This window comes from Rhodococcus chondri, assembly GCF_036327435.1.
Classification (GTDB): Bacteria; Actinomycetota; Actinomycetes; order Mycobacteriales; family Mycobacteriaceae; genus Rhodococcus; species Rhodococcus chondri.
On record NZ_JAUZMZ010000047.1, the window covers coordinates 1 to 19,329 of the forward strand.

Below are 19,329 nucleotides of genomic sequence, written 5' to 3' on the forward strand. Positions count from 1 at the left end.
GTGTGGCCGCGCGGCGCCGACCACCCCCCCGCCGGCGCCGCGCAACTCGATACCACCGGCCTGAACAGTCGGACCTTGCGGTACCGCATTCAGAATACGCAGAATCCACCGCCCCCACACCAGCACCGTATCCGTGTCCGGCACATCGCTCGGGAACGCAAGGATCGCCCGAAGCACTCGGGGACGGCCGTACGTGGGAGTGCCTGTCCTACAGACCCTTTCCATGGTCGAGCAGATCCAGCAGATACGTCCCGTACCCCGACTTGATCAAAGGCTGTGCCAGCGCGTGCAACTCGTCGTCGGTGATGAATCCGCGGCGCCACGCGACCTCCTCGGGCGCACCGATCTTCAGGCCCTGCCGTTGTTCGATGGTGCGCACGTAGTTCGAGGCGTCGAGCAGCGAATCGAAGGTGCCGGTGTCGAGCCAGGCGGTGCCACGGGGCAGCACCTCGACCTGCAGCTTCCCGGCGTCGAGATAGATGCGGTTGACGTCGGTGATCTCGTATTCGCCGCGCGCGGACGGCGTCAGCCCACGCGCGATCTCGACGACGTCGTTGTCGTAGAAATACAGTCCCGGCACCGCATAATTCGATTTCGGATCGTCGGGTTTCTCCTCGAGCGACAGTGCTTGTCCGTCGGAATCGAATTCGATCACTCCGTACGACGACGGATCGGACACCCGGTACGCGAACACCGCGCCGCCGTCGATGCCGGCGAACCGCGTGAGCTGCGAGCCCAGACGCGGACCGTAGAAGATGTTGTCGCCCAAGATCAATGCGACCGGCTCGGTGCCGATGTGGTCGGCGCCGAGTACGAACGCCTGCGCCAGCCCGTCGGGCGAATCCTGCACCGCATAGGTGAGATCGATGCCGAAACGCGATCCGTCACCGAGCAGGCGACGAAACTGGTCGGCATCGTGCGGGGTGGTGATCATCAGAATGTCGCGGATCCCCGCTGCAATCAAGGTCGAGAGCGGGTAATAGATCATCGGCTTGTCGTAGACCGGCGTGAGCTGCTTGCTGATCCCCTGGGTGATGGGATGCAACCGGGAGCCCGTTCCTCCGGCCAGAATGATTCCGCGCATGCCGAGAGTGTTTCATTCGGAAGAATTTCGGGGCGCATGAGCATTCCCTCATGTCCCAGTTGCCGTATTTCACGAGATTCGCGGTCGCGCGTGGACACTTGTCGAACAGAAGGGCGATGATCCGGCGGTATGGTTGCGGCCATGAGGATGCTCGTCACCGGCGGTGCCGGATTCATCGGTGCGAACTTTGTCCACCAAACCGTCGCCGACCGCCCCGACGTACACGTGACCGTCCTCGACAAGCTCACCTACGCCGGTAACCGGGCCTCCCTCGACCCGGTCGCCGACAAGATCACCTTCGTCCACGGCGACGTCGCCGACGCCGACCTCGGCGACCGGCTCGTCGCCGACACCGACCTGGTGGTGCACTTCGCCGCCGAATCGCACAACGACAACTCGCTGACCGATCCGTCCCCGTTCGTGCACACCAACCTCATCGGCACCTTCACCCTGCTCGAGGCCGTCCGCAAGCACGATGTGCGCTACCACCACATCTCCACCGACGAGGTCTACGGCGACCTCGCCCTGGACGACCCGGCCAGGTTCACCGAGGCCACCCCGTACAACCCGTCGAGCCCGTACTCGTCGACCAAGGCCGGCTCCGATCTGCTGGTGCGTGCCTGGGTGCGCTCGTTCGGGGTGCGCGCGACCATCTCGAACTGCTCGAACAATTACGGCCCGTATCAGCACGTGGAGAAGTTCATCCCGCGCCAGATCACCAACGTGCTCACCGGGATCCGACCCAAGCTCTACGGCACCGGCACCAACGTGCGCGACTGGATCCACGTCGACGACCACAACAGCGCGGTGTGGACGATCATCGACAAAGGCCGGCTCGGCGAGACCTACCTGATCGGGGCCGACGGCGAAACCGACAACCGTACCGTCGTCGAAACCGTTCTCGAACTGTGCGGTAAGAACAAGGACGAGTTCGATTTCGTCACCGACCGGCCCGGCCACGACCTGCGCTACGCGATCGACGCGAGCAGGCTGACCACCGAACTCGGCTGGCAGCCCCGCTACCGCGACTTCCGCTCCGGGCTGGAAGCCACCATCGACTGGTATCGCACCCACGAGCAGTGGTGGACGCCGCAGAAGAGCATCACCGAGGCCACGTATCGAAGCCACGAGGCCGTCCTGCCCCGCTGACTTCGCAACGCGCCGCTTTCCTTTCGGTTTACGGAGCGATGTCGACGCTCAGTCGAACGGCCTGCCTGTCACGAGGTACTGCCCAGTCGCTGGTAACGCCATCCCGCCGACTCCCAGGCTGTGCGATCGAGACAATTCCGGCCATCGAGGACCTCTCGCAGACGAACTGCCCGGCCGACTTCACCGGGATCGAGTTCTCGGAACTCCGGCCATTCCGTCAGAACCAGGACGACGTCGGCGCCGCTGCACGCCTCCACCGCACCGACCCCGTACCCGAGCGTCGGAAATACCCGACGCGCGTTGTCCATTGCCTGGGGGTCGAACACCGTGACCGCAGCACCCTCCAGCTGCAACTGACCGGCAACATTGAGCGCTGGTGAGTCCCGGACATCGTCCGATCCCGGCTTGAACGCGGCGCCCAGAACCGCGATCCGGGCGCCGAGCACCGAGCCTCCGCATGTCTGCCGGGTCAACTCGACCATTCGTGCGCGGCGCCGCATATTTATGCTGTCGACTTCACGAAGAAAGTGCAGCGCCTGGTTTGCGCCGAGTTCGCCGGCTCTGGCCATGAGCGCCCGGATATCTTTCGGCAGGCAACCCCCGCCGAATCCTAAGCCGCTGTCGAGGAAGCGGCGGCCGATCCGCGGGTCGTGACCCAGAATGTCCGAGAGTTCCACGGCATCGGCATCCGCAACTTCACAAACCTCGGCGATCGCATTGATAAAGGAGATCTTGGTAGCCAGAAAGGCATTGGCAGCCGACTTGGCGAGTTCCGCCGTGGCCAGGTCGGTGACGATATACGGCACACCGTCCGAAACGAGGTCTGCGTACAGTTCCCGAAGAAGCCTTTCTGCCTGCCCCTTTCGCGCCCGCTCGAGGCCGACGACCAGCCGATCCGGTTTCAGCGTGTCGTGTACTGCGAAACCTTCCCGCAGGAACTCCGGGTTCCAGGCGACTTCCACCTCGTCACCCGCAGGCGCCAGGTCGCGAGCACGAGCAGCAAGTTCCGCTGCAGTACCGACCGGCACTGTCGATTTCCCGACGATGACAGCGGGCCGTGTCAGGAGCGGAGCCAGAGCCTCGATCACCGCGCGGACGTGACTCAGATCAGCAGCGAATTCCCCACTTTTCTGCGGAGTTCCCACACCGATGAAGTGCACATCGGCGAAGGCGGCCGCCTCTTCGTAGGAGGTGGTGAACGACAGCCGTCCGGCCTCGAGATTGCGTCTGAGCACTTCGCGTAGGCCCGGCTCGAAGAACGGAACTTCACCGGACTCGAGTTTCGCCACCTTGCCGGCGTCGATGTCGACACCGATCACCTCATGCCCCAGTTCAGCCATGCATGCCGCATGAGTTGCACCGAGGTAACCCGTTCCGAAAACCGTGCAGCGCATGCGATATTCGTACCGATACACGATGATCACGGCGCATACGCCGGGAAAGTACAGAGCGAATACGGGATGTACTTCTCGCTTCTGTCAGGAACAATTGGAGGATGGACCCGTGGCACACGTAAAGCGTTTCGACCACATCGGCATCACCGTCGCGGACCTCGACTCGGCAACTGCGTTCTTCGTCGGACTGGGTCTCGAGGTAGAGGGCACCGGATCCGTGGAGGGCGAGTTCGCCGAGACCGTCTGCGGTATCCCCGGCGCGCGCTGTGAGATCGCGATGCTGCGGCCGCCCGATGGCGGGGCCCGGCTCGAGCTCGCGGCCTTCGTCACGCCCGACCACGTACCCGGATCGCCCACGACGATGGCCAACGAGCTCGGGCTGCGCAACCTGTCCTTCGAGGTCGGCGACCTCCAGGCCGCCGTCGACGCGGTGGCTGCGGACGGGTACGGGCTCATCGGAGGCATCGGCGAGTACGAGAACAGCGTGCGGATGGCCTACGTGCGTGGACCCGAGGGGATCATCGTGTCCCTGTTCGAGCAGATCGGCTGATGCGCGTGCGTGTTATCGACGTTGCCGGATCCGTCCCGTGGTGATTAGTTTCGAGTGGCTCCGAGGTCGGCACCAGTAGTGGATCCGAGACGATGGGACGGAACAACTATGAGCACGATGACGCGCGTGCGGGCGAACGATGTCGAACTCGGCGTCGAGACCTTCGGCCGAGAGGCTGATCCGCTCGTGCTGCTCGCCGGCGGGCCCACGATGCTGTCGTGGCCCGACTCGGTGTGTGAGCGCCTTGCGGCGGGTGGCCGATGGGTGGTGCGCTACGACCTGCGTGACTGCGGAGCGTCGACGACCCTGGACCCGCTCGCACCTGCGTACCGTCTGCGCGATCTGGCCGCCGATGCGGCGGCGCTGGTCGACACGCTGGGTGCCACGACGGCTCACCTGGGTGGGGCCGGGGTCGGCGGGATGGTCGCTCAGGTAGCGGCGCTCGATTATCCGAAGGCGTTTTCGGCCCTGACGCTGGTGAGCACCCGGCCGGTCGCGCCCGGCCCGGTCGACGACGATCTGCCGGACCATGACGCGGCGACCATGGCCGCGCTGTTCTCGCGCCCGATGCCCGACTGGACCGACCGAGCCGCGGTCGCCGCGTTCGCCGCCGACGGCGCCGAGCTGCTGGGCAATGACCCGGAACAGGCACGCACGACCGCGACACGGATCTGGGACCGCACACCGTCGAGCGAACCCGCGGTGCACCAGGCGAACCAGCTCGGAATGGTGTTCGCCCGGCTCGACTGCACGCCGCGGTGGCGGGAGCGCCTCGGCGAGCTGGCCCTGCCGGCACTCGTCGTGCACGGCCGCGCGGATCCGTTCTTTCCGGTCGGCAACGGCGAGGCGCTCGCCGCGACGCTCCCCACCGCGCGGCTACTCGTCCTCGACGACATGGGCACCGCCCTGCCGGACGCCGCGGCCGACACGGTCGCCGGCGCGATGCTCGCCCTCTGATCCGACTCTCCCGGCGCCCGCGTCGGATCACTGTGCGCGGTCTCGGAAAGCTCCGGTGGTCAGGGCGGTGACGGTCCCACCGGACCGGGGTGGACGCGGGGTCAGCGGGTGCAGAGGCAGGTCGTTGGCCGGATCGGTGACCGTCGACAGATGCTGCAGAATCACGCCCTCACGCAGCGCCCATGGCTCACCACGACCTCGTCGACATCGAGAGCACTCAGCGTCTCGTCGGCCACGATGGCACCGGCGAGGATTTGATAGGCACGCGAAGGTGAGACACCGCGCAGTGCGGCGCGACGGTCCGCACTCAGTGCCGCCAGCCGCGGGACCCAGGAATGGATATCTTTGCGCGACAAGGTCCGTCGCACGAAAGGTCCTTTTCGCTGCGGTGGTGCACCCGTCAGCCGGGCAAGTTGCTTGAAGGTTTTCGACGTCGCTACCACCAGCTGAGGCTCGCCCTCCCACTGCAGACGGTCCGCCGTTTCGCGCAGGGTCTCGCGCACATAACGGCGCATCTGCTTGATCTGCACTCGGGGCGGTGGATCGACGTCGAAGAAGCTGCGAGTCAGCCGACCGGCGCCGAGAGGAAGTGACACCGCCAGTTCCGGCACTGCGTCACGGCCGAGCGCGATCTCCATCGATCCGCCCCCGATGTCGATATCGAGTAGACGCCCCGTGCACCACCCGTACCAGCGGTGCACAGCCAGATACGTCAGCCGCGCCTCTTGCAGACCGGTGAGGTACTGCGGTCGCAGACCGCATTCGGTCTCGATGCGATCGAGTACGGTCTCCCGGTTCTCTGCGTCCCGGATGGCAGCGGTGACAAACGGGTAGATCTGATCAACTTCGTGTCGGTGTGCTGCGTCCAGGGTCCGCGTCACCGCCCTGCAAACCCGTTCGATCGCGTCGTCCTCGAGAAAGCGATCGTCTCGGAGCGACTCGCCCAGCAAGGTGGCAGTCTTGACCGCGTAGACAGGCAACGGCGGGGCACCCGCCGTTGCCTCCACAATCTGCAACTGCGCCGAGTTCGAACCGATGTCGAGAACTCCGAGCCGCACCCCGTCCGAGTACCCACACCGTGTCGGACCAATCAAGAGGCGAGAAGGCGGGCGATCGTCATCTCGAGGCCGGTATCGACACGGACGCTCCGGTCACCCCGCGGGTCCAGCAATCCTCGTTCGTCGGCTCGGTAGAGTTCGGCCAGGCTCACGGCGATGTGCGGCCGGAACCCCGCGTCCACCAACGCACCCGACCACGCGTCTTCGGGAACGGGTGTGACGACAAGCTCGCGTCCGAGCGCATCGCCGAGCAGGCCCGCGACTGCCCGCTCGGAGTACGAGGGGCCGACGATATCGATCGATTCGCTGTCAGCGGGTCGAGACCGGAGTGCCTGGGCTGCAAGGGTTCCGATATCCGCGGTGGCGACCATCGAATGCGGGACGTCTGCCGAGGCGGCGAACACGGGGTAGACGCCGCTGGAGCGGGCGACGTCGAGGACGTCGGCGACCTTCTCCTGGAAATGGCCCGAGCGCAGAGCCGTGAGTGTGGCACCGGAGGCGAGCAGCGCCTGCTCGAACCGATGCAGTCCGGTGATCGGGCCTGTGCCTTCGGCGAGGTCGGCCCCGCCCGAAGAGAGCATCACCACATGCGGAACATGCTGGTCGGCGACCGCGCCCGCGATCGAGTCGATGAGCCTGTCGGCGTGCGCATCGAGGTCCTCGACGGCCAAGTCGAACGGCAGCAATGTGAAGAACCCCGCGCTGCCCGCGAGTGCCTCTCCCAGCATCGCCCGGTCGTCGAGGGCGACCACGCGCGTCTCGGCTCCGCGGGCCGCCCAGTGGGCGGCGTCTGCGTGGCGGCGAACCAGCACGCGGACTTCGCATCCTGCGGCGAGAAGGCTCCTCGCGGTGGCTGATCCGACCCGGCCTGTGGCTCCGGCGACGACGTACATGATGTTCCCCTTCGATCGAACTCGATTGGCTGTGCAGCCCACGCTAGAGAACGATTTCCGGTACATCTATGGCATCGAGTCCGCAATCCTTGCTCAATCGTCCAATATCGCCGGAAGACCGAGCCGATGGTGTGACACGATTGCCGGATGCGGAATGTGCCAGGCACGGACAGTCGGGATCGGCTCGCTCGCGTGTTGCACCCACTTCGGATGCGCAGCACGTTCTACTGCCATGCCGAACTGGGTGAGCCGTGGGCGTTGGAAATGCCTGCCATCGCCGATGCGGTCAGTTTCCATGTCCTCACCGCCGGAGCCTGCTGGTTACGCATGCCGGGCTCCGAGGCGGTCGAACTACGTGCGGGCGACCTCGCGCTGGTGCCGCACGGGAAGGGCCACGACCTGCTCAGCACCCCGGAGGCGGGACCCACTTCCAGGGTCGACCTGCTTCCCCAGCGCTACCTGAGCGAGCAATACTCGGTACTCGAGCACGGCGGCACCGGCCGAACGACCCAGTTGATCTGCGGCATCGTGTCTTTCGACGAGCCCGCGGCCCGCGAGCTGCTGCGCTCGCTGCCCGCAACCGTGTTTGTCGCCGGCGACGCTTCCGCCGCCTCGTCGATCCGCGACACCTTACGGCTCATGGCGGGTGAACTCGCCCATCCCCAACCCGGCGGAGAGGCCGTCGCCACCCGCCTCGCCGACATCCTCGTCGTCCAGGCGATCCGCGCGTGGCTCGCGACCGGCCTCGACACCGGCACCGGATGGCTCCACGCGCTGCAGGACGCACGGATCGGCCAGGCGCTCGAAGCGATACACGCCGACCCCGGCAACGAATGGAACCTCGAACGGCTCGCCCGCACCGCGACGATGTCACGATCCGCGTTCAGCGCACGCTTCACCGCACTCGTCGGGGAAACCCCCATCGCCTATCTCACCCGCTGGCGCATGAACCTCGCCCGCTCCAGGCTCCTCGAGGAGAACGTCACCTCGGCACAGGTCGCCACCGAACTCGGCTACCGCTCCGAGGCCGCGTTCCACCGGGCCTTCACCCGCATCATCGGACGCACCCCCGGCTCGATCCGCCGACAACAGCGGCTCGACCTCGCTCCGTCACCACGCTGAAGCGAGAACCACCCGCTACAGCGTGGTGACCGCCTCGGACACCTGCACACCGCCGGCAACTCGTCCGGAGTCCTCGAGCCATGCCTGGTGACCGTGCTCGTTGGCGAGCCAGAGTTCGCGGGGCGGCTGGAGGGTGAAGATGCGGCCGCCGGTGCCCGGGGTGGCGTACATGAAGACGACGACGGAGCGGAGTTTGTACGCGTTGTCGTCGCCCTTCCGTCCATATGCCTGCTTGCGGATGTACACGTACTGGACGCTGGCCAAGTCGATCTGCAGACCCGCGGGATCGTTGGCCTCGCCCGGTTTCGCCCGATCCGAACGCACGAACGTGGGGGGCTGTGGAATCGGGGCCTCACCCAGCACATAGGTGATAAAGGTGCCCCTTTCGAAATCGTCGATGGTGGAGGACGAGAGCGGAAACTCGCGGCCTCCGCCGGTGCCCCACAATCCGATGTAGATTTCGTCGTCGGTTTGCGAGTCCGAGTCCAGTGAGGTTTGCAGGTTGACCTGCATTCCCAGAATGTCTGCCATTTGTCTACGCTCCTCGGCATCGCGGCCGGATCGGTCCGAGTCCTCAGTGTGCGAGGCTGCCGACGGCGGCGGGAGAGACCTCAGGGTGCAGATCCGCCCACCCCGGGCCCGATAATTCCCGGTGCCGGTCCTGCAAAGAAGCGGATGATGTAGGGGTGACTCCCGCGTCGCCCGAGGTTCTTCGGCTCCGGTGGCAGACCCGCGCCCGAGATTACGACACGTTGCCATCACAAGATGAGGAGCAACCGTCATGACATCGATCCAACCCGCCGGCGGCGGCGGGGGCGGCGGGACGATGGCCCGCCCCAACTCGTCCGGCCTCGCGGACGTCATCGACACCATTTTGGACAAGGGCCTGGTCATCGATGCATTCGTGCGAGTCTCACTCGTCGGCATCGAACTCGTTACCATCGACGCCCGCATCGTAGTCGCCAGCGTCGACACCTACCTGCGCTTCGCTCAGGCGGTCGACCGGCTCGAGATCTCCCATACCGAACCGAAGGGTCTGCCCGACATAATCGGCGACGTCGGCGGCAAGGCCGTAGAGAGCGCCGCAAAGCGCAAGACCAACAGCGCCCTGGACTCGGCGGCCGAAAAGATCCTCGGGTTCCTCGGCGACGTCGCCGAGCAACGCCAGAGCAACTCACGCCCCAAGCGCAGGAGGGAATGACGACCGATTCCCGTCGGCAGTATCGCCCCGAGGGCGGTCACGGCCGCGCGCTGGGACCGGGTGCGCCGTGCGTGCGTCGGCGCTCCTTCATCTCCGCCTCGAACACGTGCCGCTTGCCCTCCTGCAACGCATCCCGCACGCGGCGTTCTTCGGAGCGAAACACCGACCAGTAGTTGTCGTCGAAATCCTCCACGACCTGAAATGTCCACCGGCCGGTAATCACATTGCGGCCCAATACCTCTCGCTCCAGACGGGTGGCCTCGTCGGTGTGTCCACCGGCCGTGAGCATGTCGACGGCATCCCCGAGAAGCAGGTCCGCGTGCCCGATCAATTGATGGAACTCGTAGAGGTGCCCGCGGGCACGCTCGACGAATTCGAGAGCTTCCGACAATTTCCCCACCGCAGCCACGGTGCCGTCGTCGACCCCTTCGGGTCTGAGGTGGTCGAGATCGGGTCGATCAGCGCTGTCGTTCACCGAGTACGCATTCCCGCGGGTCGTATCCCCCAAACAGCTTCCGGGCACTACCCGTGGCGTCGAACGTGTCCGGCCGGTTAGTCTCGCGTGCATGACAGGGACCGAGGCGGACGAGGTCTATCAGGCTGTGGTGGCGATCGCGGACGAATCCCTGGTTCACCTGCGGGAGATCTTGTCGCGGATGAGCTACGAGCAGGCGAACACGGTCCCGGCGCTGCCCGGCGCCAACAGTCCCTATGCGATCGTCACCCACTGTGTCGGCATGACCGACTACTGGGGCGGTTCACTGATCGCCGGCCTGCGTATCCCCCGCGACCGGGATGCCGAGTTCGACGCTCACGGCGACCCGCAGCAGCTGTGCGACGAGGTCGAGCGGCTTCGTCGGCGACTGCCCGAGTGGGTGAAGATCGCACTGACCGAGGGCGTCCGGGACCGGACCGCCACCGGAACCAACCGCAGCGACGCACAGACGGCCTCCCCGACGTGGATGCTGGTGCATATCGTGCGCGAGTTGTCCCAGCACCTCGGGCAGCTCGAGATCACCCGCGACCTGCTGTCGGCCGACGATCACTGACGACCGAAGAGTCAGCCGACCGAAGAGTCAGCGCGATGCGCGGGCGAACAGGTCGTGGCCCGCGGCGGTGCCGTCGAGGACCCGGGCGGTGCGGCGCTTGATCTTCCAACTCCCCTCGATCCGCGCGAGTTCGAAGCGGTTCGCGCTGACCCGCCACACACGGAACGAATCGGCATCGAGATTGCGCCGCAGCAGCAGCGAGTGACACGTCACGACCGCGGTGTCGCCGTCGAGGCGGATGTTGACCGGATCGAGCAGGTGACCACAACCCTCGTTGATGTAATCCTGGTGGGGACGGGTACGCACCATCTCGACGATCGCGTCCCGGCCCTCCATGACCCGGATGTCGGTGTCGTAGACCGCGTCTTCGGCCCACAGCGTTTCCACGGTCTCGGCGTCGCCGGAGTCGACGGCGGGCCCGTAGGCCGTGAGCACCTCCTGGATGGCTGCCTTGTCCTCGAGGATCTGCACGCGCTCGAGGAGTGCAGCGACCTGGTCTGCGGTGTCGGTCATGTCGATCCTTCCGAAGGGCGGGCACATCGCGACAGCCGGGCGCCGTCCCGGTCTTTCCTACCGATCCACCCGACCGGACCGCATCCGGCGTCCCGTTGACCGGAAGGTTCGTGGAACGGCCCCGGGTCCGGACAGGACTCTGCCGGATCACGGGCAGTTTCAGAGCAAGCGCTCTGTTATTCTGTCCCCGAGTTGCCGCACCACCGCGGAACCGGCTACGGAAGGACGAACAGAATGCCATCGATCACTCACGACGGCCCGATCTGGACGCTGGATCTCGGCGACGACGAGAACCGTTTCGGCCCCGACTGGATCTCCTCGGTCGACAAGGGCCTCGACGACCTCGAAGCCGGCACCGAACCCGCCGCCCTGGTCACGGTCGGGTCGGGCAAGTTCTATTCCAACGGGCTGGATCTCGACTGGCTCGGACAGCACCTGGACGAATACGTGCACTACGTCGCACGCGTGCAAGCCCTGTTCGCACGCGTTCTCACGCTCCCGGTTCCGACCGTTGCGGCGGTCAACGGACACGCCTTCGGGGCGGGCGCCATGCTCGCCCTTGCTCACGACTACCGGGTCATGCGAGACGACCGCGGCTACCTGTGCTTCCCCGAGGTGGACATCAACATCCCCTTCACCGCCGGAATGTCGGCGTTGATCACCGCCAAACTGACCCCGCGCACGGCACTGACCGCAATGACCACCGGCCGTCGCTACGGCGGACGACAAGCCCGCGAGGACGGACTCGTCGACGCCACCGCGGAACTCGAGACACTGCAGTCCGCAGCCGTCGATCTCGTTCGCCCGCTGGCAGGGAAGGACCGCACCACTCTCGGCACGATCAAGAACACCATGTTCGCCGCAGTCGTGGACACACTCCGGCAACCGGTCGGATGACATCCCGCCGCCCCGCCGGACGTCCTCGTCGGCACAACCGCGACGACCTGCTCGACCACATCCGGAAGCTCTGGGTACAGCAGGGCACGTCCGGCGTGACGATCCGGGCGCTGAGTGAAGCATCGGGCGCGTCCAACGGCGCTCTCTACAACGCGTTCGGTTCCCGGGACGGACTACTGGCGGCGGCATGGACGCGCGAGGCCTCGCGGTTCCTCGACTTCCAGCGCGAGTCCGTCGAGAACACCCGAACTGCAGGCGGTTCCGCCGCGGACATGGTCGTTGCGGCAGCACTCACACCGGCCGCGTACGCCGCCCATGACGACCTCGGGGCACGACTGCTGCTCGCCGTGACACTCGACGATCTAGCGACCGGGGAACTGACCGAACCGCAACGCCGCGAACTGGGCGGCCTGCGGCACACCTTGAGCGAGTTGATTTCCCTTCTCGCCCAAGCGCAATGGGATCGCCCGGACGCAGATGCGTTCACGCTGATCAAGTACTGCATCGTCGACCTGCCCGGGGCGTTGCTTCTCAAAGCCCACAAGGTGACGGACCCACTTGCCGTGCACGCCCTCGAACACGCGGTGCGCGGGATCGTCTCCGCACCGCCTCCACGACCGACGTCCTGATCTCGTCGTACTCGTGACGCACCGAGGCAGAGGCTCCACTCACGCGCCCGGACCCGATGCGGGCAGTGCAGCGATAGTGTTGGCGAGCATGAGTCCACGTCCACGACCGTTGCTGCGGCTGCGCGTGGCAGCCGCGGCGTACCGTTTCCGGGAAAGCCTGTTCGCCCTGCGACGAAGGCATGGCCGTGCCGGCGTGCCGCGACGGATGGATCACCCAATCACCGTCCGAACAGATCCTCGCCGCACTCCCGCCCTCGACCGTGGCGCGGCTGGAGACCCGTCCGGGCGCATACATCCATAAGGGTGAGGTTCTGATGCGGGTCCGGCCCACACCGCGTGACGCGGAGAAGGTGCGGGACCGTCTCGAAGCAACGGTCGAGATCTCCGATAGCCGGACCATGCAGCAGGACGTCGATTTTGCGTTGCGGCAACTCGTCGACGTCGCATTACGCGCGTTGAGTGCGGCGATCAACGATCCCACAATCGCCGCTGAAGTGGTTCTGCGACTCGGTAGCGTGCTGCGGGTACTGCTGACCACCGAGTCGCCGTCTCTGTCGGTGTGCGGTGCCGAGGACCGGGTGCTGCAACGACCGTGGATCCTGTCCGCGGACGAGTACATCGAGCACGCATTCGAACAGATCCGCCAAGCCGGTCCGACACAATTGCATGTCGCCAGCACCCTCGCCCGGGTGCTGCGCATGCTCGTCGAGCACGTGCGATCGGCAGGCCGCCCCGAGCACATCCCGGCCCTGCAACACCAGCTGGACATGCTCGTCGACGCAATCGAGGCACAACCCGGGCTCCACCCCGAGGACGTGCGCCGGTTCCGCGCTGTCGCTCGGTCCGCCACCGACCCGGCCGAACATCGAATCCAGTGAATCTCTCACCGGCGGGCAGATGTTCGGCCGGGTCCCGAGCGAGTGCCGCCGCACCGGCCGTCGTCCGAAAGCACAGCAGAGGGCGGGGTAATCGTTCTCGCGCAGGGAGGTCGAAGCGCACCGGCCGCGCTTCGACACCTCGAGTCGCCCACGTGTTTCGCGGCCTCGACCTCGGGTACGCGATCGGTATCCCGAAGAAAGGAGTTCCGATGGCCACCCAAGAATCCGGCCAGGTGACCGGCACCAAGGACAAGGATTACAACCTTGTCTGGTACGTCGAGTCCTGCCTGAACAACGCCCTACGGCTGGAAACCTACATCCAGGACGCCGAACGCGAGAACGACCAGGAGCTGGCCGAACTGTTCCGCAAGGCCCAGGCCGACAGCCGCAAGGGTGCCGAGCAGGGCAAGGGGCTGCTCGCTGCCCGCCTGAGCGCGGCCTCCTAGCCGCAATCGTCGCTGACCGACAGCGGGACGTCTGCCCCGTCGGGAGGACCGACGGGGCAGACGTCGCTCGGTTCGATTACACGCACCGAGAACACCGGCAGATCAATTCACCTCACCGGGCCCGGCATCTGCGGATGACTGCAGGAGTTCGGCGCGGGTGGCGGGCATGCCGCTGCGACCTCGTTCGGTGCACTTGACCGCCAGGACGTGATTGAGCCCGAGGCGATTCGCCGCGAAACTCAACGCCGCACCGGCCATGTACAGCCGCCACACGCGTGCCCGCCCGGCGCTGCTGTGGGCCACCGCCTCGTCCCAGTTCGCCTCCAGGTTCCCCACCCACGCCCGCAGGGTGAGCGCGTAGTGCTCGCGCAGCGACTCCACGTCGCGCACCTCGAAACCGGCCCCTTCCAACGCCTCGATCGTCGTCTCGAGCGGCAGGATTTCTCCGTCGGGAAACACGTAGCGATCGATGAAGGACGTCTTGGAGAACGTGGCGGGTTTGCCCGGTCGCCGCGAGATCGCATGGTTGAGCAATCGGCCCTGCGGGCGTAGCAAGGCGAACAGGTCCGCGGCATAGGTCGGCAGCATCGCGGCGCCGACATGCTCGGCCATGCCGATGCTCGAGATGGCGTCGTAGGGGCCGTCGTCGACGTCGCGGTAGTCCTGGACCCGGATCTCCACCAACTGGCCCACGCCCGCGTCGACCATCCGTTTACGGGCGTAGTCGGCCTGTTCGCGGGACAGGGTGACACCGACGACGTGCGCACCGTAGTGACGTGCCGCGTGCAACGCGAAGGACCCCCACCCGCAGCCGACGTCGAGTACCCGCATCCCCGCGGCCAGGCCGAGCTTGCGGGCCACCAGATCGCATTTGGCGACCTGGGCCCCATCCAGATCCGCGCTCTGCTGCGCCCAGTACGCGCACGAGTAGGTCATCGACTCACCGAGCACGAGCCGATAGAAGTCGTTGCCGACGTCGTAGTGGTGTCTGACCGCGGCCGCGTCGCGCCCCTTGTCGTGCCGGTCCCCTCGCACCCGTTTCATCTCTTCCGGTGGCGGCTTCGGTGGCAGGCCGATGATCCCCAGGCGCAGCGCCGCTTTCACCAATTCCTTCTTCGTCTGCCCGTCGATCCGGACACCGGGCCCACGACTGGGGTCCGATACCTCCTCCAGCACGTCGAGGCCGGCGAACAGGTCTCCCTCGATGTCGATGTCGCCGGAGACGTAGGCCCGGGCGAAACCGAGGTCGTTGGGTGCCCACAGCAACCGCCGGAGACCACGCCGATCGACGAGGTGCACCTGCCACGGCGCATCCGTCGGCCCACTCCGGCTACCGTCCCAGCACCTGATCCCGACCGGAGCCTGCTCACCCAGCACCGCACGAACGAGCGGCGCCACTGTGTCAGCGACCGTCATACCCACCTCCGTCCCGCAAAGCCACCCCGACGATATCGACGGAGCCTCGATCGCCGCGCACAATCACACCGATTGCCTTGTGTCCCAGGTTTCGCCCCGCGGTGTGCTTCCGCTCCGTAGCGTGGAGAAATATGGCCGATGCGGATATCCACTTATATTTCGACCCGGTGTGCCCATTCGCCTGGATGACGAGCAAATGGGTGCGCCTGGTGATGGCGCAACGCGACTACCGCGTCGATTGGCGTTTTATCTCGCTGCGCCTGATCAATGCTCACATCGACTACGCCGCTCACTTCCCGCCCGACTACGAAGCGGGCCACACGAGCGGATTGCGGCTGCTCCGGGTTGCGGCGCGAGTGCGAGCCGGGCACGGACGTGAGGCGGTGGGTCCGCTGTACGAGGCGCTCGGCAACAAGATCTTCGAAACCCCCGTCGTCGCCGGTGACACCCCTGACCCGGAACGACGCGGGACGCGGGCATTCGTCGAGCCCGCCCTCACGCAGGCGGGTCTACCGACAGCCCTGGCGGATGCATTGGACGACACGTCGCTGGACGCGCTCATCCAGACGGAAACCGACGAGGCGCTGGGCCTGACCGGTAAGGATGTAGGAACGCCGATCATCCACTTCCAACCGCCGAGCGGGGTGGCGTTCTTCGGCCCGGTGATCAGCCGGTTACCCGGCGAAGCGGACGCGGCCCGCCTGTGGGATCACGTCATCGGGTTGGCGGGCTTCCCGGGGTTCGCCGAACTCAAACGCAGCCTGCGCGAACTGCCGCAGTTGCCGGGACTCGGTGTCGCGCCCGACGAGGTCGGAGTGGAGCAGGACTGGCACGGCGGCAGTCGCCGAACCAAGAGGTAGGCAGCGTCCAGGGCAACGCCCGCCGCGCCGAAGCACTGCCGGTCGAGCCGGATGTCCTCGCCGACGCCCCAGGACTTATCGATCGGACGAGAAGCCGAAAACCGCCAGGTCGTCGCCGACGATAACCTCTCCGGAAAACCCTTGCTGCGCTCGGCGTTTCCATTCTTCGTTACTGGTCAGGGAGGGATCACCGGGAACGAGGTGATTGAGCACCAGTGTGTTCACGCCGGCACGTTCGGCCAACGCGCCGATGGCATCGATGTCGGCGTGGGAGGCCCGCAGGTGTTCGATCATCCCGTCGGGCGCGTCGGTCGAGGCGACCCGATCCAGGTTGATGACTTCGTGAACGAGGTAATCGGCGCCTTGCGCGAGACGGACGATGTTGTCGCAGATGCCGGTGTCTCCCGAGAAGACTATCGACCCGTCTGCGGTGTGACTCGATCCGGTCAGGACACCGGGAATTGCACCGACGACTTGGCAGCGACGCAAGCCGCGAACTCGGTGTTGACGCGCTGGTGATGCCGATCGTTCAGGTAATCGGTGAGAGCTTGCTGGTCACGGAAGACAGCGGTCACGGCATAGTCGGCCGTCCCCGGACGCAGGTGCAGGTCAGGACCGTGCCGATAGGACTCGATGCCCGTGCAGAAGTCGGAGACGGTATCGAGGGCGCGGGACAGCGCGGCGATCGTCTCGGAGGAGGTGGTCGGGGTGAAGGTGAATGTCACCACGTGGGCGATGGACACAGCGGTGTGCTCCTTCTCGGAAAGTGAAGGACTCGGTGCAATGGAAAATGTCGTGAGTTCAGACGGGTCGAGGTTCGGGATGATGCAGTGGCGCGCCGGTTGCGGCGCGAACCCGTTCTTCGGTGAGCGCCGGCAGCGGAGTGTCCACCTTCTCGATCATGATTGCCTCCACCCTCGGCGCCACCGTGCTGGTCACCTCCTCGAGTGCAGACAAGATCGAGCGGGTCCGCGGACTCGGGGCCACCGCAGGCACCGTCGGGAACATCGACATTCCCTCCCTCTACTTCGGCCAGCACACCATCCTCGGATCGACCCTCGGCACGGCAGACGAGTTCGGCCGGATGCTTTCGCTGTTCGAGACACACCGCCTCCACCCCGTGATCGACTCGGTGCGCCCGTTGACCGATGTCCGCGCCGCGCACGAACGCATCGAAGGCCGGGCCCACTTCGGCAAACTCGTCCTGTCCATCACCTGAGGCCGGAGCTCGTCGAGCCTATGAATCGTCCGTCGAGCTGCGGCAAGGCCTTTTCATCGCCGGGACGGGCAAATTGCCGATCGGATGCTCGCCGCTCACGCTGAACGCGGGAGGCGCCGGCTCAGCAGCTCCTCCCAGTGGTCGAGTCCCACGTAGCGCCGGCGGGGATGACCGAGTGGCGTCCCGGCGGCGAGGTCGATGAGATCTCGTGCGACGCCGAGGATGGTGACGTGGTTTCGCTGGGCCACGTCGAGCAGTTCGTCGAAGGCCTGCGCCTCGGTGCACTTCCGCATTTCGATCACGATTGCTTTCGCGGTAGCGAGCAGCTCCCGCTTGTCGAATACGCGCCGAGTCGTCGAGGACGGAGTCGTCGATTCGAGGAGAGACGAGTCGGTGCGATGTTCCGCTGCTGCCATGTAGAGCCCCTTGCGGTGTGTGCCGTGTCGATCGGAAGCGGGGTACACCTCGAATCGGCACGGCTTGTGAAGCAGGTCACTTTTGCGACCCTTGTAGTTGTATCGGATCGGACCGCGCCTGTCACCTGCACGGCTCGATCGATGATCTCGACGACCCCTACTCGCGCCGGCAACACGTACACCACGCACGCCACGGTGAGGCACCCGTGAGAACTCTCGGTAAACCGCGCTCGGCGAGGAGGTGAGCAACGGCGGGCATATCACGTACCGGACAATCCGACCGGAACGCGGCGCAACGGACACATCGAACGACCGTGTGGATTCGTGCAGCGGTATGGGATGGGCACGATGACCGTCCGCCCATCCCATACGCGTGTCGATTTACGAAGGCCGGGTTTACCTCAAGACTTCGCGGGCCGTGGAGAACATAGGCCTGCTGACCGAGGCAACCATGGAGACGTGCGCCCGAGTCAGCTCGCCGATCAAACCGGGTCCGCTCAGTGCGCCGATCTGCTCCTCCAGGGTGAGGAAGGCGCACAGGGCGTTTTCGTAGGTGTCGATCGCGAGGTTTCCGGTCAGCTTGACGGTCGCGAGAAGATTCTCGTTGGCAGAGCGGATCTGCCCGGTGGCGCCCTCGAGCGTCCCGGCCGGACCGGTGGGAGCGTCGGGTTCGATGCCCCCCAGTGCGACCGCGGCGCCGATCTCGGTGGCCTCGCTCGCAGCGTCGGCGGTGCTCGCAAGCTCGCTTGCATCGTCGGTATCCCGGGACGGATTGCTCCCGGGCGGGGTCGTGACTGTCTCCCGTGTCGCAGCGGAAGGGTCGGAGTTCTTCGGATTCTTGTGTGTCGTAAGGGACATCATGTGTCTTCTCCGATGGAGTCGCGTGTATTCACGGACACCTCCGACGGTAGCAACATTCTTACCGTCCCAACGAGAACCTCTTCCGGGATTGGAGCTTTCACTTCGAGTTCAAGCTGTGTTCACTGAGGGCTACAAAGTCGTGGCCGGTGAGCGCGAGGCGCGGGCGAACAGGTCGTGGCCCGCGGCGGTGCCGTCGAGCACCCGGGCGGTGCGGCGCTTGATCTTCCAACTCCCCTCGATCCGCGCGAGGTCGAATCGATTCGCGCTGACCCGCCACACACGGAACGAATCGGCATCGAGATTGCGCCGCAGCAGCAGCGAGTGACACGTCACGACCGCGGTGTCGCCGTCGAGCCGGATGTTGACCGGATCGAGCAGGTGACCACAACCCTCGTTGATGTAATCCTGGTGAGGACGGGTACGCACCATCTCGACGATCGCGTCCCGGCCCTCCATGACCCGGATGTCGGTGTCGTAGACCGCGTCTTCGGCCCACAGCGTTTCCACGGTCTCGGCGTCGCCGGAGTCGACGGCGGGCCCGTAGGCCGTGAGCACCTCCTGGATGGCTGCCTTGTCCTCGAGGATCTGCACGCGCTCGAGGAGTGCAGCGACCTGGTCTGCGGTGTCGGTCATGTCGATCCTTCCGAAGGGCGGGCACATCGCGACAGCCGGGCGCCGTCCCGGTCTTTCCTACCGATCCACCCGACCGGACCGCATCCGCCGTCCCGTTGACCGGA

Annotated in this window: 25 protein-coding genes and 1 pseudogene; 12 read left to right on the forward strand and 14 right to left on the reverse strand. The window is 65.9% G+C overall.

Annotation, left to right across the window (positions count from 1 at the left end; genetic code table 11):
- Positions 1-208 precede the first annotated feature (208 nt).
- Positions 209-1,084 carry a glucose-1-phosphate thymidylyltransferase RfbA gene (rfbA, locus tag Q8814_RS10435; RefSeq protein WP_330151942.1) on the reverse strand — a complete coding sequence of 292 codons (876 nt, stop codon included), beginning with the start codon at positions 1,082-1,084 and terminating at the stop codon, positions 209-211.
- 141 nt (positions 1,085-1,225) lie between these two features.
- Here rfbA and rfbB point away from each other — a divergent pair, with 141 nt between their 5' ends.
- Positions 1,226-2,233, forward strand: a complete 1,008-nt coding sequence (gene rfbB / locus Q8814_RS10440) for a dTDP-glucose 4,6-dehydratase (protein WP_330151943.1) — start codon at positions 1,226-1,228, stop codon at positions 2,231-2,233.
- A gap of 68 nt (positions 2,234-2,301) precedes the next feature.
- On the opposite strand, the gene Q8814_RS10445 is transcribed toward rfbB, so the two are convergent.
- A complete protein-coding gene (locus Q8814_RS10445; RefSeq protein ID WP_330151944.1) occupies positions 2,302-3,627 on the reverse strand; it encodes a UDP-glucose dehydrogenase family protein in 1,326 nt (441 codons plus the stop codon).
- Between the two features lie 109 nt (positions 3,628-3,736).
- Here Q8814_RS10445 and Q8814_RS10450 point away from each other — a divergent pair, with 109 nt between their 5' ends.
- Positions 3,737-4,177, forward strand: coding sequence for a VOC family protein (locus Q8814_RS10450; RefSeq protein WP_330151945.1), 441 nt, complete (start codon positions 3,737-3,739; stop codon positions 4,175-4,177).
- A 117-nt stretch (positions 4,178-4,294) separates the two neighbouring features.
- Positions 4,295-5,134, forward strand: a complete 840-nt coding sequence (locus Q8814_RS10455; RefSeq protein ID WP_330151979.1) for an alpha/beta fold hydrolase — start codon at positions 4,295-4,297, stop codon at positions 5,132-5,134.
- 27 nt (positions 5,135-5,161) lie between these two features.
- Here Q8814_RS10455 and Q8814_RS10460 read toward each other — a convergent pair whose 3' ends face one another.
- From Q8814_RS10460 to Q8814_RS10470, 3 genes are read right to left on the reverse strand one after another with little or no spacing between them, the layout of a single operon-like run.
- Positions 5,162-5,299 (reverse strand): hypothetical protein, encoded by a 138-nt coding sequence (locus Q8814_RS10460; protein WP_330151946.1) that lies wholly within the window; start codon positions 5,297-5,299, stop codon positions 5,162-5,164.
- Positions 5,296-6,192, reverse strand: coding sequence for a Ppx/GppA phosphatase family protein (locus Q8814_RS10465; RefSeq protein WP_330151947.1), 897 nt, complete (start codon positions 6,190-6,192; stop codon positions 5,296-5,298). The genes Q8814_RS10460 and Q8814_RS10465 overlap by 4 nt, the downstream gene beginning before the upstream one ends.
- Positions 6,193-6,224: 32 nt before the next feature.
- Positions 6,225-7,151 (reverse strand): NmrA family NAD(P)-binding protein, encoded by a 927-nt coding sequence (locus Q8814_RS10470; protein ID WP_330151948.1) that lies wholly within the window; start codon positions 7,149-7,151, stop codon positions 6,225-6,227.
- Positions 7,152-7,232: 81 nt separating this feature from the next.
- Here Q8814_RS10470 and Q8814_RS10475 point away from each other — a divergent pair, with 81 nt between their 5' ends.
- Positions 7,233-8,207, forward strand: a complete 975-nt coding sequence (locus Q8814_RS10475) for an AraC family transcriptional regulator (RefSeq protein WP_330151949.1) — start codon at positions 7,233-7,235, stop codon at positions 8,205-8,207.
- Positions 8,208-8,222: 15 nt separating this feature from the next.
- Here Q8814_RS10475 and Q8814_RS10480 read toward each other — a convergent pair whose 3' ends face one another.
- Positions 8,223-8,738: a hypothetical protein gene (locus Q8814_RS10480; protein ID WP_330151950.1), complete on the reverse strand. Its 516-nt coding sequence runs from the start codon at positions 8,736-8,738 to the stop codon at positions 8,223-8,225.
- A 295-nt stretch (positions 8,739-9,033) separates the two neighbouring features.
- Between Q8814_RS10480 and gvpJ the strand changes: the two genes are divergently transcribed.
- The gene (gene gvpJ / locus Q8814_RS10485; protein WP_330151980.1) at positions 9,034-9,408 is read left to right on the forward strand and encodes a gas vesicle protein GvpJ; all 375 of its coding nucleotides are present in this window, start codon (positions 9,034-9,036) and stop codon (positions 9,406-9,408) included.
- 37 nt (positions 9,409-9,445) lie between these two features.
- Here the strand turns inward: gvpJ and Q8814_RS10490 are convergent, their stop codons facing one another.
- Entirely contained in the window at positions 9,446-9,976 is a 531-nt protein-coding gene (locus Q8814_RS10490; RefSeq protein ID WP_408015877.1) for a hypothetical protein, read from the reverse strand.
- Between Q8814_RS10490 and Q8814_RS10495 the strand changes: the two genes are divergently transcribed.
- Complete coding sequence (locus Q8814_RS10495) at positions 9,975-10,457, forward strand: DinB family protein (RefSeq protein WP_330151952.1); 483 nt, start codon at positions 9,975-9,977, stop codon at positions 10,455-10,457. The genes Q8814_RS10490 and Q8814_RS10495 overlap by 2 nt on opposite strands.
- Before the next feature lie 27 nt (positions 10,458-10,484).
- On the opposite strand, the gene Q8814_RS10500 is transcribed toward Q8814_RS10495, so the two are convergent.
- Positions 10,485-10,970: a nuclear transport factor 2 family protein gene (locus tag Q8814_RS10500; protein WP_330151953.1), complete on the reverse strand. Its 486-nt coding sequence runs from the start codon at positions 10,968-10,970 to the stop codon at positions 10,485-10,487.
- A gap of 234 nt (positions 10,971-11,204) precedes the next feature.
- Here Q8814_RS10500 and Q8814_RS10505 point away from each other — a divergent pair, with 234 nt between their 5' ends.
- The 4 genes and pseudogenes from Q8814_RS10505 (at position 11,205) to Q8814_RS10520 (ending at position 13,820) form a co-directional block, all read left to right on the forward strand.
- The gene (locus Q8814_RS10505; RefSeq protein ID WP_330151954.1) at positions 11,205-11,867 is read left to right on the forward strand and encodes an enoyl-CoA hydratase-related protein; all 663 of its coding nucleotides are present in this window, start codon (positions 11,205-11,207) and stop codon (positions 11,865-11,867) included.
- Positions 11,864-12,496 (forward strand): TetR/AcrR family transcriptional regulator, encoded by a 633-nt coding sequence (locus Q8814_RS10510; protein ID WP_330151955.1) that lies wholly within the window; start codon positions 11,864-11,866, stop codon positions 12,494-12,496. Before Q8814_RS10505 ends, Q8814_RS10510 begins: the two co-directional genes overlap by 4 nt.
- A gap of 173 nt (positions 12,497-12,669) precedes the next feature.
- Positions 12,670-13,374 (forward strand): annotated as a pseudogene (locus tag Q8814_RS10515) (DUF2254 family protein); the annotation flags it as partial.
- Between the two features lie 209 nt (positions 13,375-13,583).
- Entirely contained in the window at positions 13,584-13,820 is a 237-nt protein-coding gene (locus tag Q8814_RS10520; protein WP_330151957.1) for a hypothetical protein, read from the forward strand.
- A gap of 102 nt (positions 13,821-13,922) precedes the next feature.
- Here the strand turns inward: Q8814_RS10520 and Q8814_RS10525 are convergent, their stop codons facing one another.
- Positions 13,923-15,236 carry a cyclopropane-fatty-acyl-phospholipid synthase family protein gene (locus Q8814_RS10525; RefSeq protein WP_330151958.1) on the reverse strand — a complete coding sequence of 438 codons (1,314 nt, stop codon included), beginning with the start codon at positions 15,234-15,236 and terminating at the stop codon, positions 13,923-13,925.
- A gap of 131 nt (positions 15,237-15,367) precedes the next feature.
- On the opposite strand from Q8814_RS10525, the gene Q8814_RS10530 reads away from it, so the two are divergent.
- Positions 15,368-16,096: a DsbA family protein gene (locus Q8814_RS10530; RefSeq protein ID WP_330151959.1), complete on the forward strand. Its 729-nt coding sequence runs from the start codon at positions 15,368-15,370 to the stop codon at positions 16,094-16,096.
- A 75-nt stretch (positions 16,097-16,171) separates the two neighbouring features.
- Here the strand turns inward: Q8814_RS10530 and Q8814_RS10535 are convergent, their stop codons facing one another.
- A complete protein-coding gene (locus Q8814_RS10535) occupies positions 16,172-16,585 on the reverse strand; it encodes an MBL fold metallo-hydrolase (protein WP_330151960.1) in 414 nt (137 codons plus the stop codon).
- Complete coding sequence (locus Q8814_RS10540; protein WP_330151961.1) at positions 16,543-16,839, reverse strand: Dabb family protein; 297 nt, start codon at positions 16,837-16,839, stop codon at positions 16,543-16,545. Before Q8814_RS10540 ends, Q8814_RS10535 begins: the two co-directional genes overlap by 43 nt.
- 158 nt (positions 16,840-16,997) lie before the next feature.
- Here Q8814_RS10540 and Q8814_RS10545 point away from each other — a divergent pair, with 158 nt between their 5' ends.
- Positions 16,998-17,315 (forward strand): zinc-binding dehydrogenase, encoded by a 318-nt coding sequence (locus Q8814_RS10545; protein ID WP_330151962.1) that lies wholly within the window; start codon positions 16,998-17,000, stop codon positions 17,313-17,315.
- Positions 17,316-17,410: 95 nt separating this feature from the next.
- Here Q8814_RS10545 and Q8814_RS10550 read toward each other — a convergent pair whose 3' ends face one another.
- From Q8814_RS10550 to Q8814_RS10560, 3 genes are all read right to left on the reverse strand, one after another.
- Positions 17,411-17,731 carry an ANTAR domain-containing protein gene (locus tag Q8814_RS10550; RefSeq protein WP_330151963.1) on the reverse strand — a complete coding sequence of 107 codons (321 nt, stop codon included), beginning with the start codon at positions 17,729-17,731 and terminating at the stop codon, positions 17,411-17,413.
- 396 nt (positions 17,732-18,127) lie between these two features.
- Entirely contained in the window at positions 18,128-18,592 is a 465-nt protein-coding gene (locus tag Q8814_RS10555; RefSeq protein ID WP_330151964.1) for a hypothetical protein, read from the reverse strand.
- 129 nt (positions 18,593-18,721) lie between these two features.
- The gene (locus Q8814_RS10560; RefSeq protein ID WP_330151965.1) at positions 18,722-19,225 is read right to left on the reverse strand and encodes a nuclear transport factor 2 family protein; all 504 of its coding nucleotides are present in this window, start codon (positions 19,223-19,225) and stop codon (positions 18,722-18,724) included.
- Between the last annotated feature and the right edge of the window lie 104 nt (positions 19,226-19,329).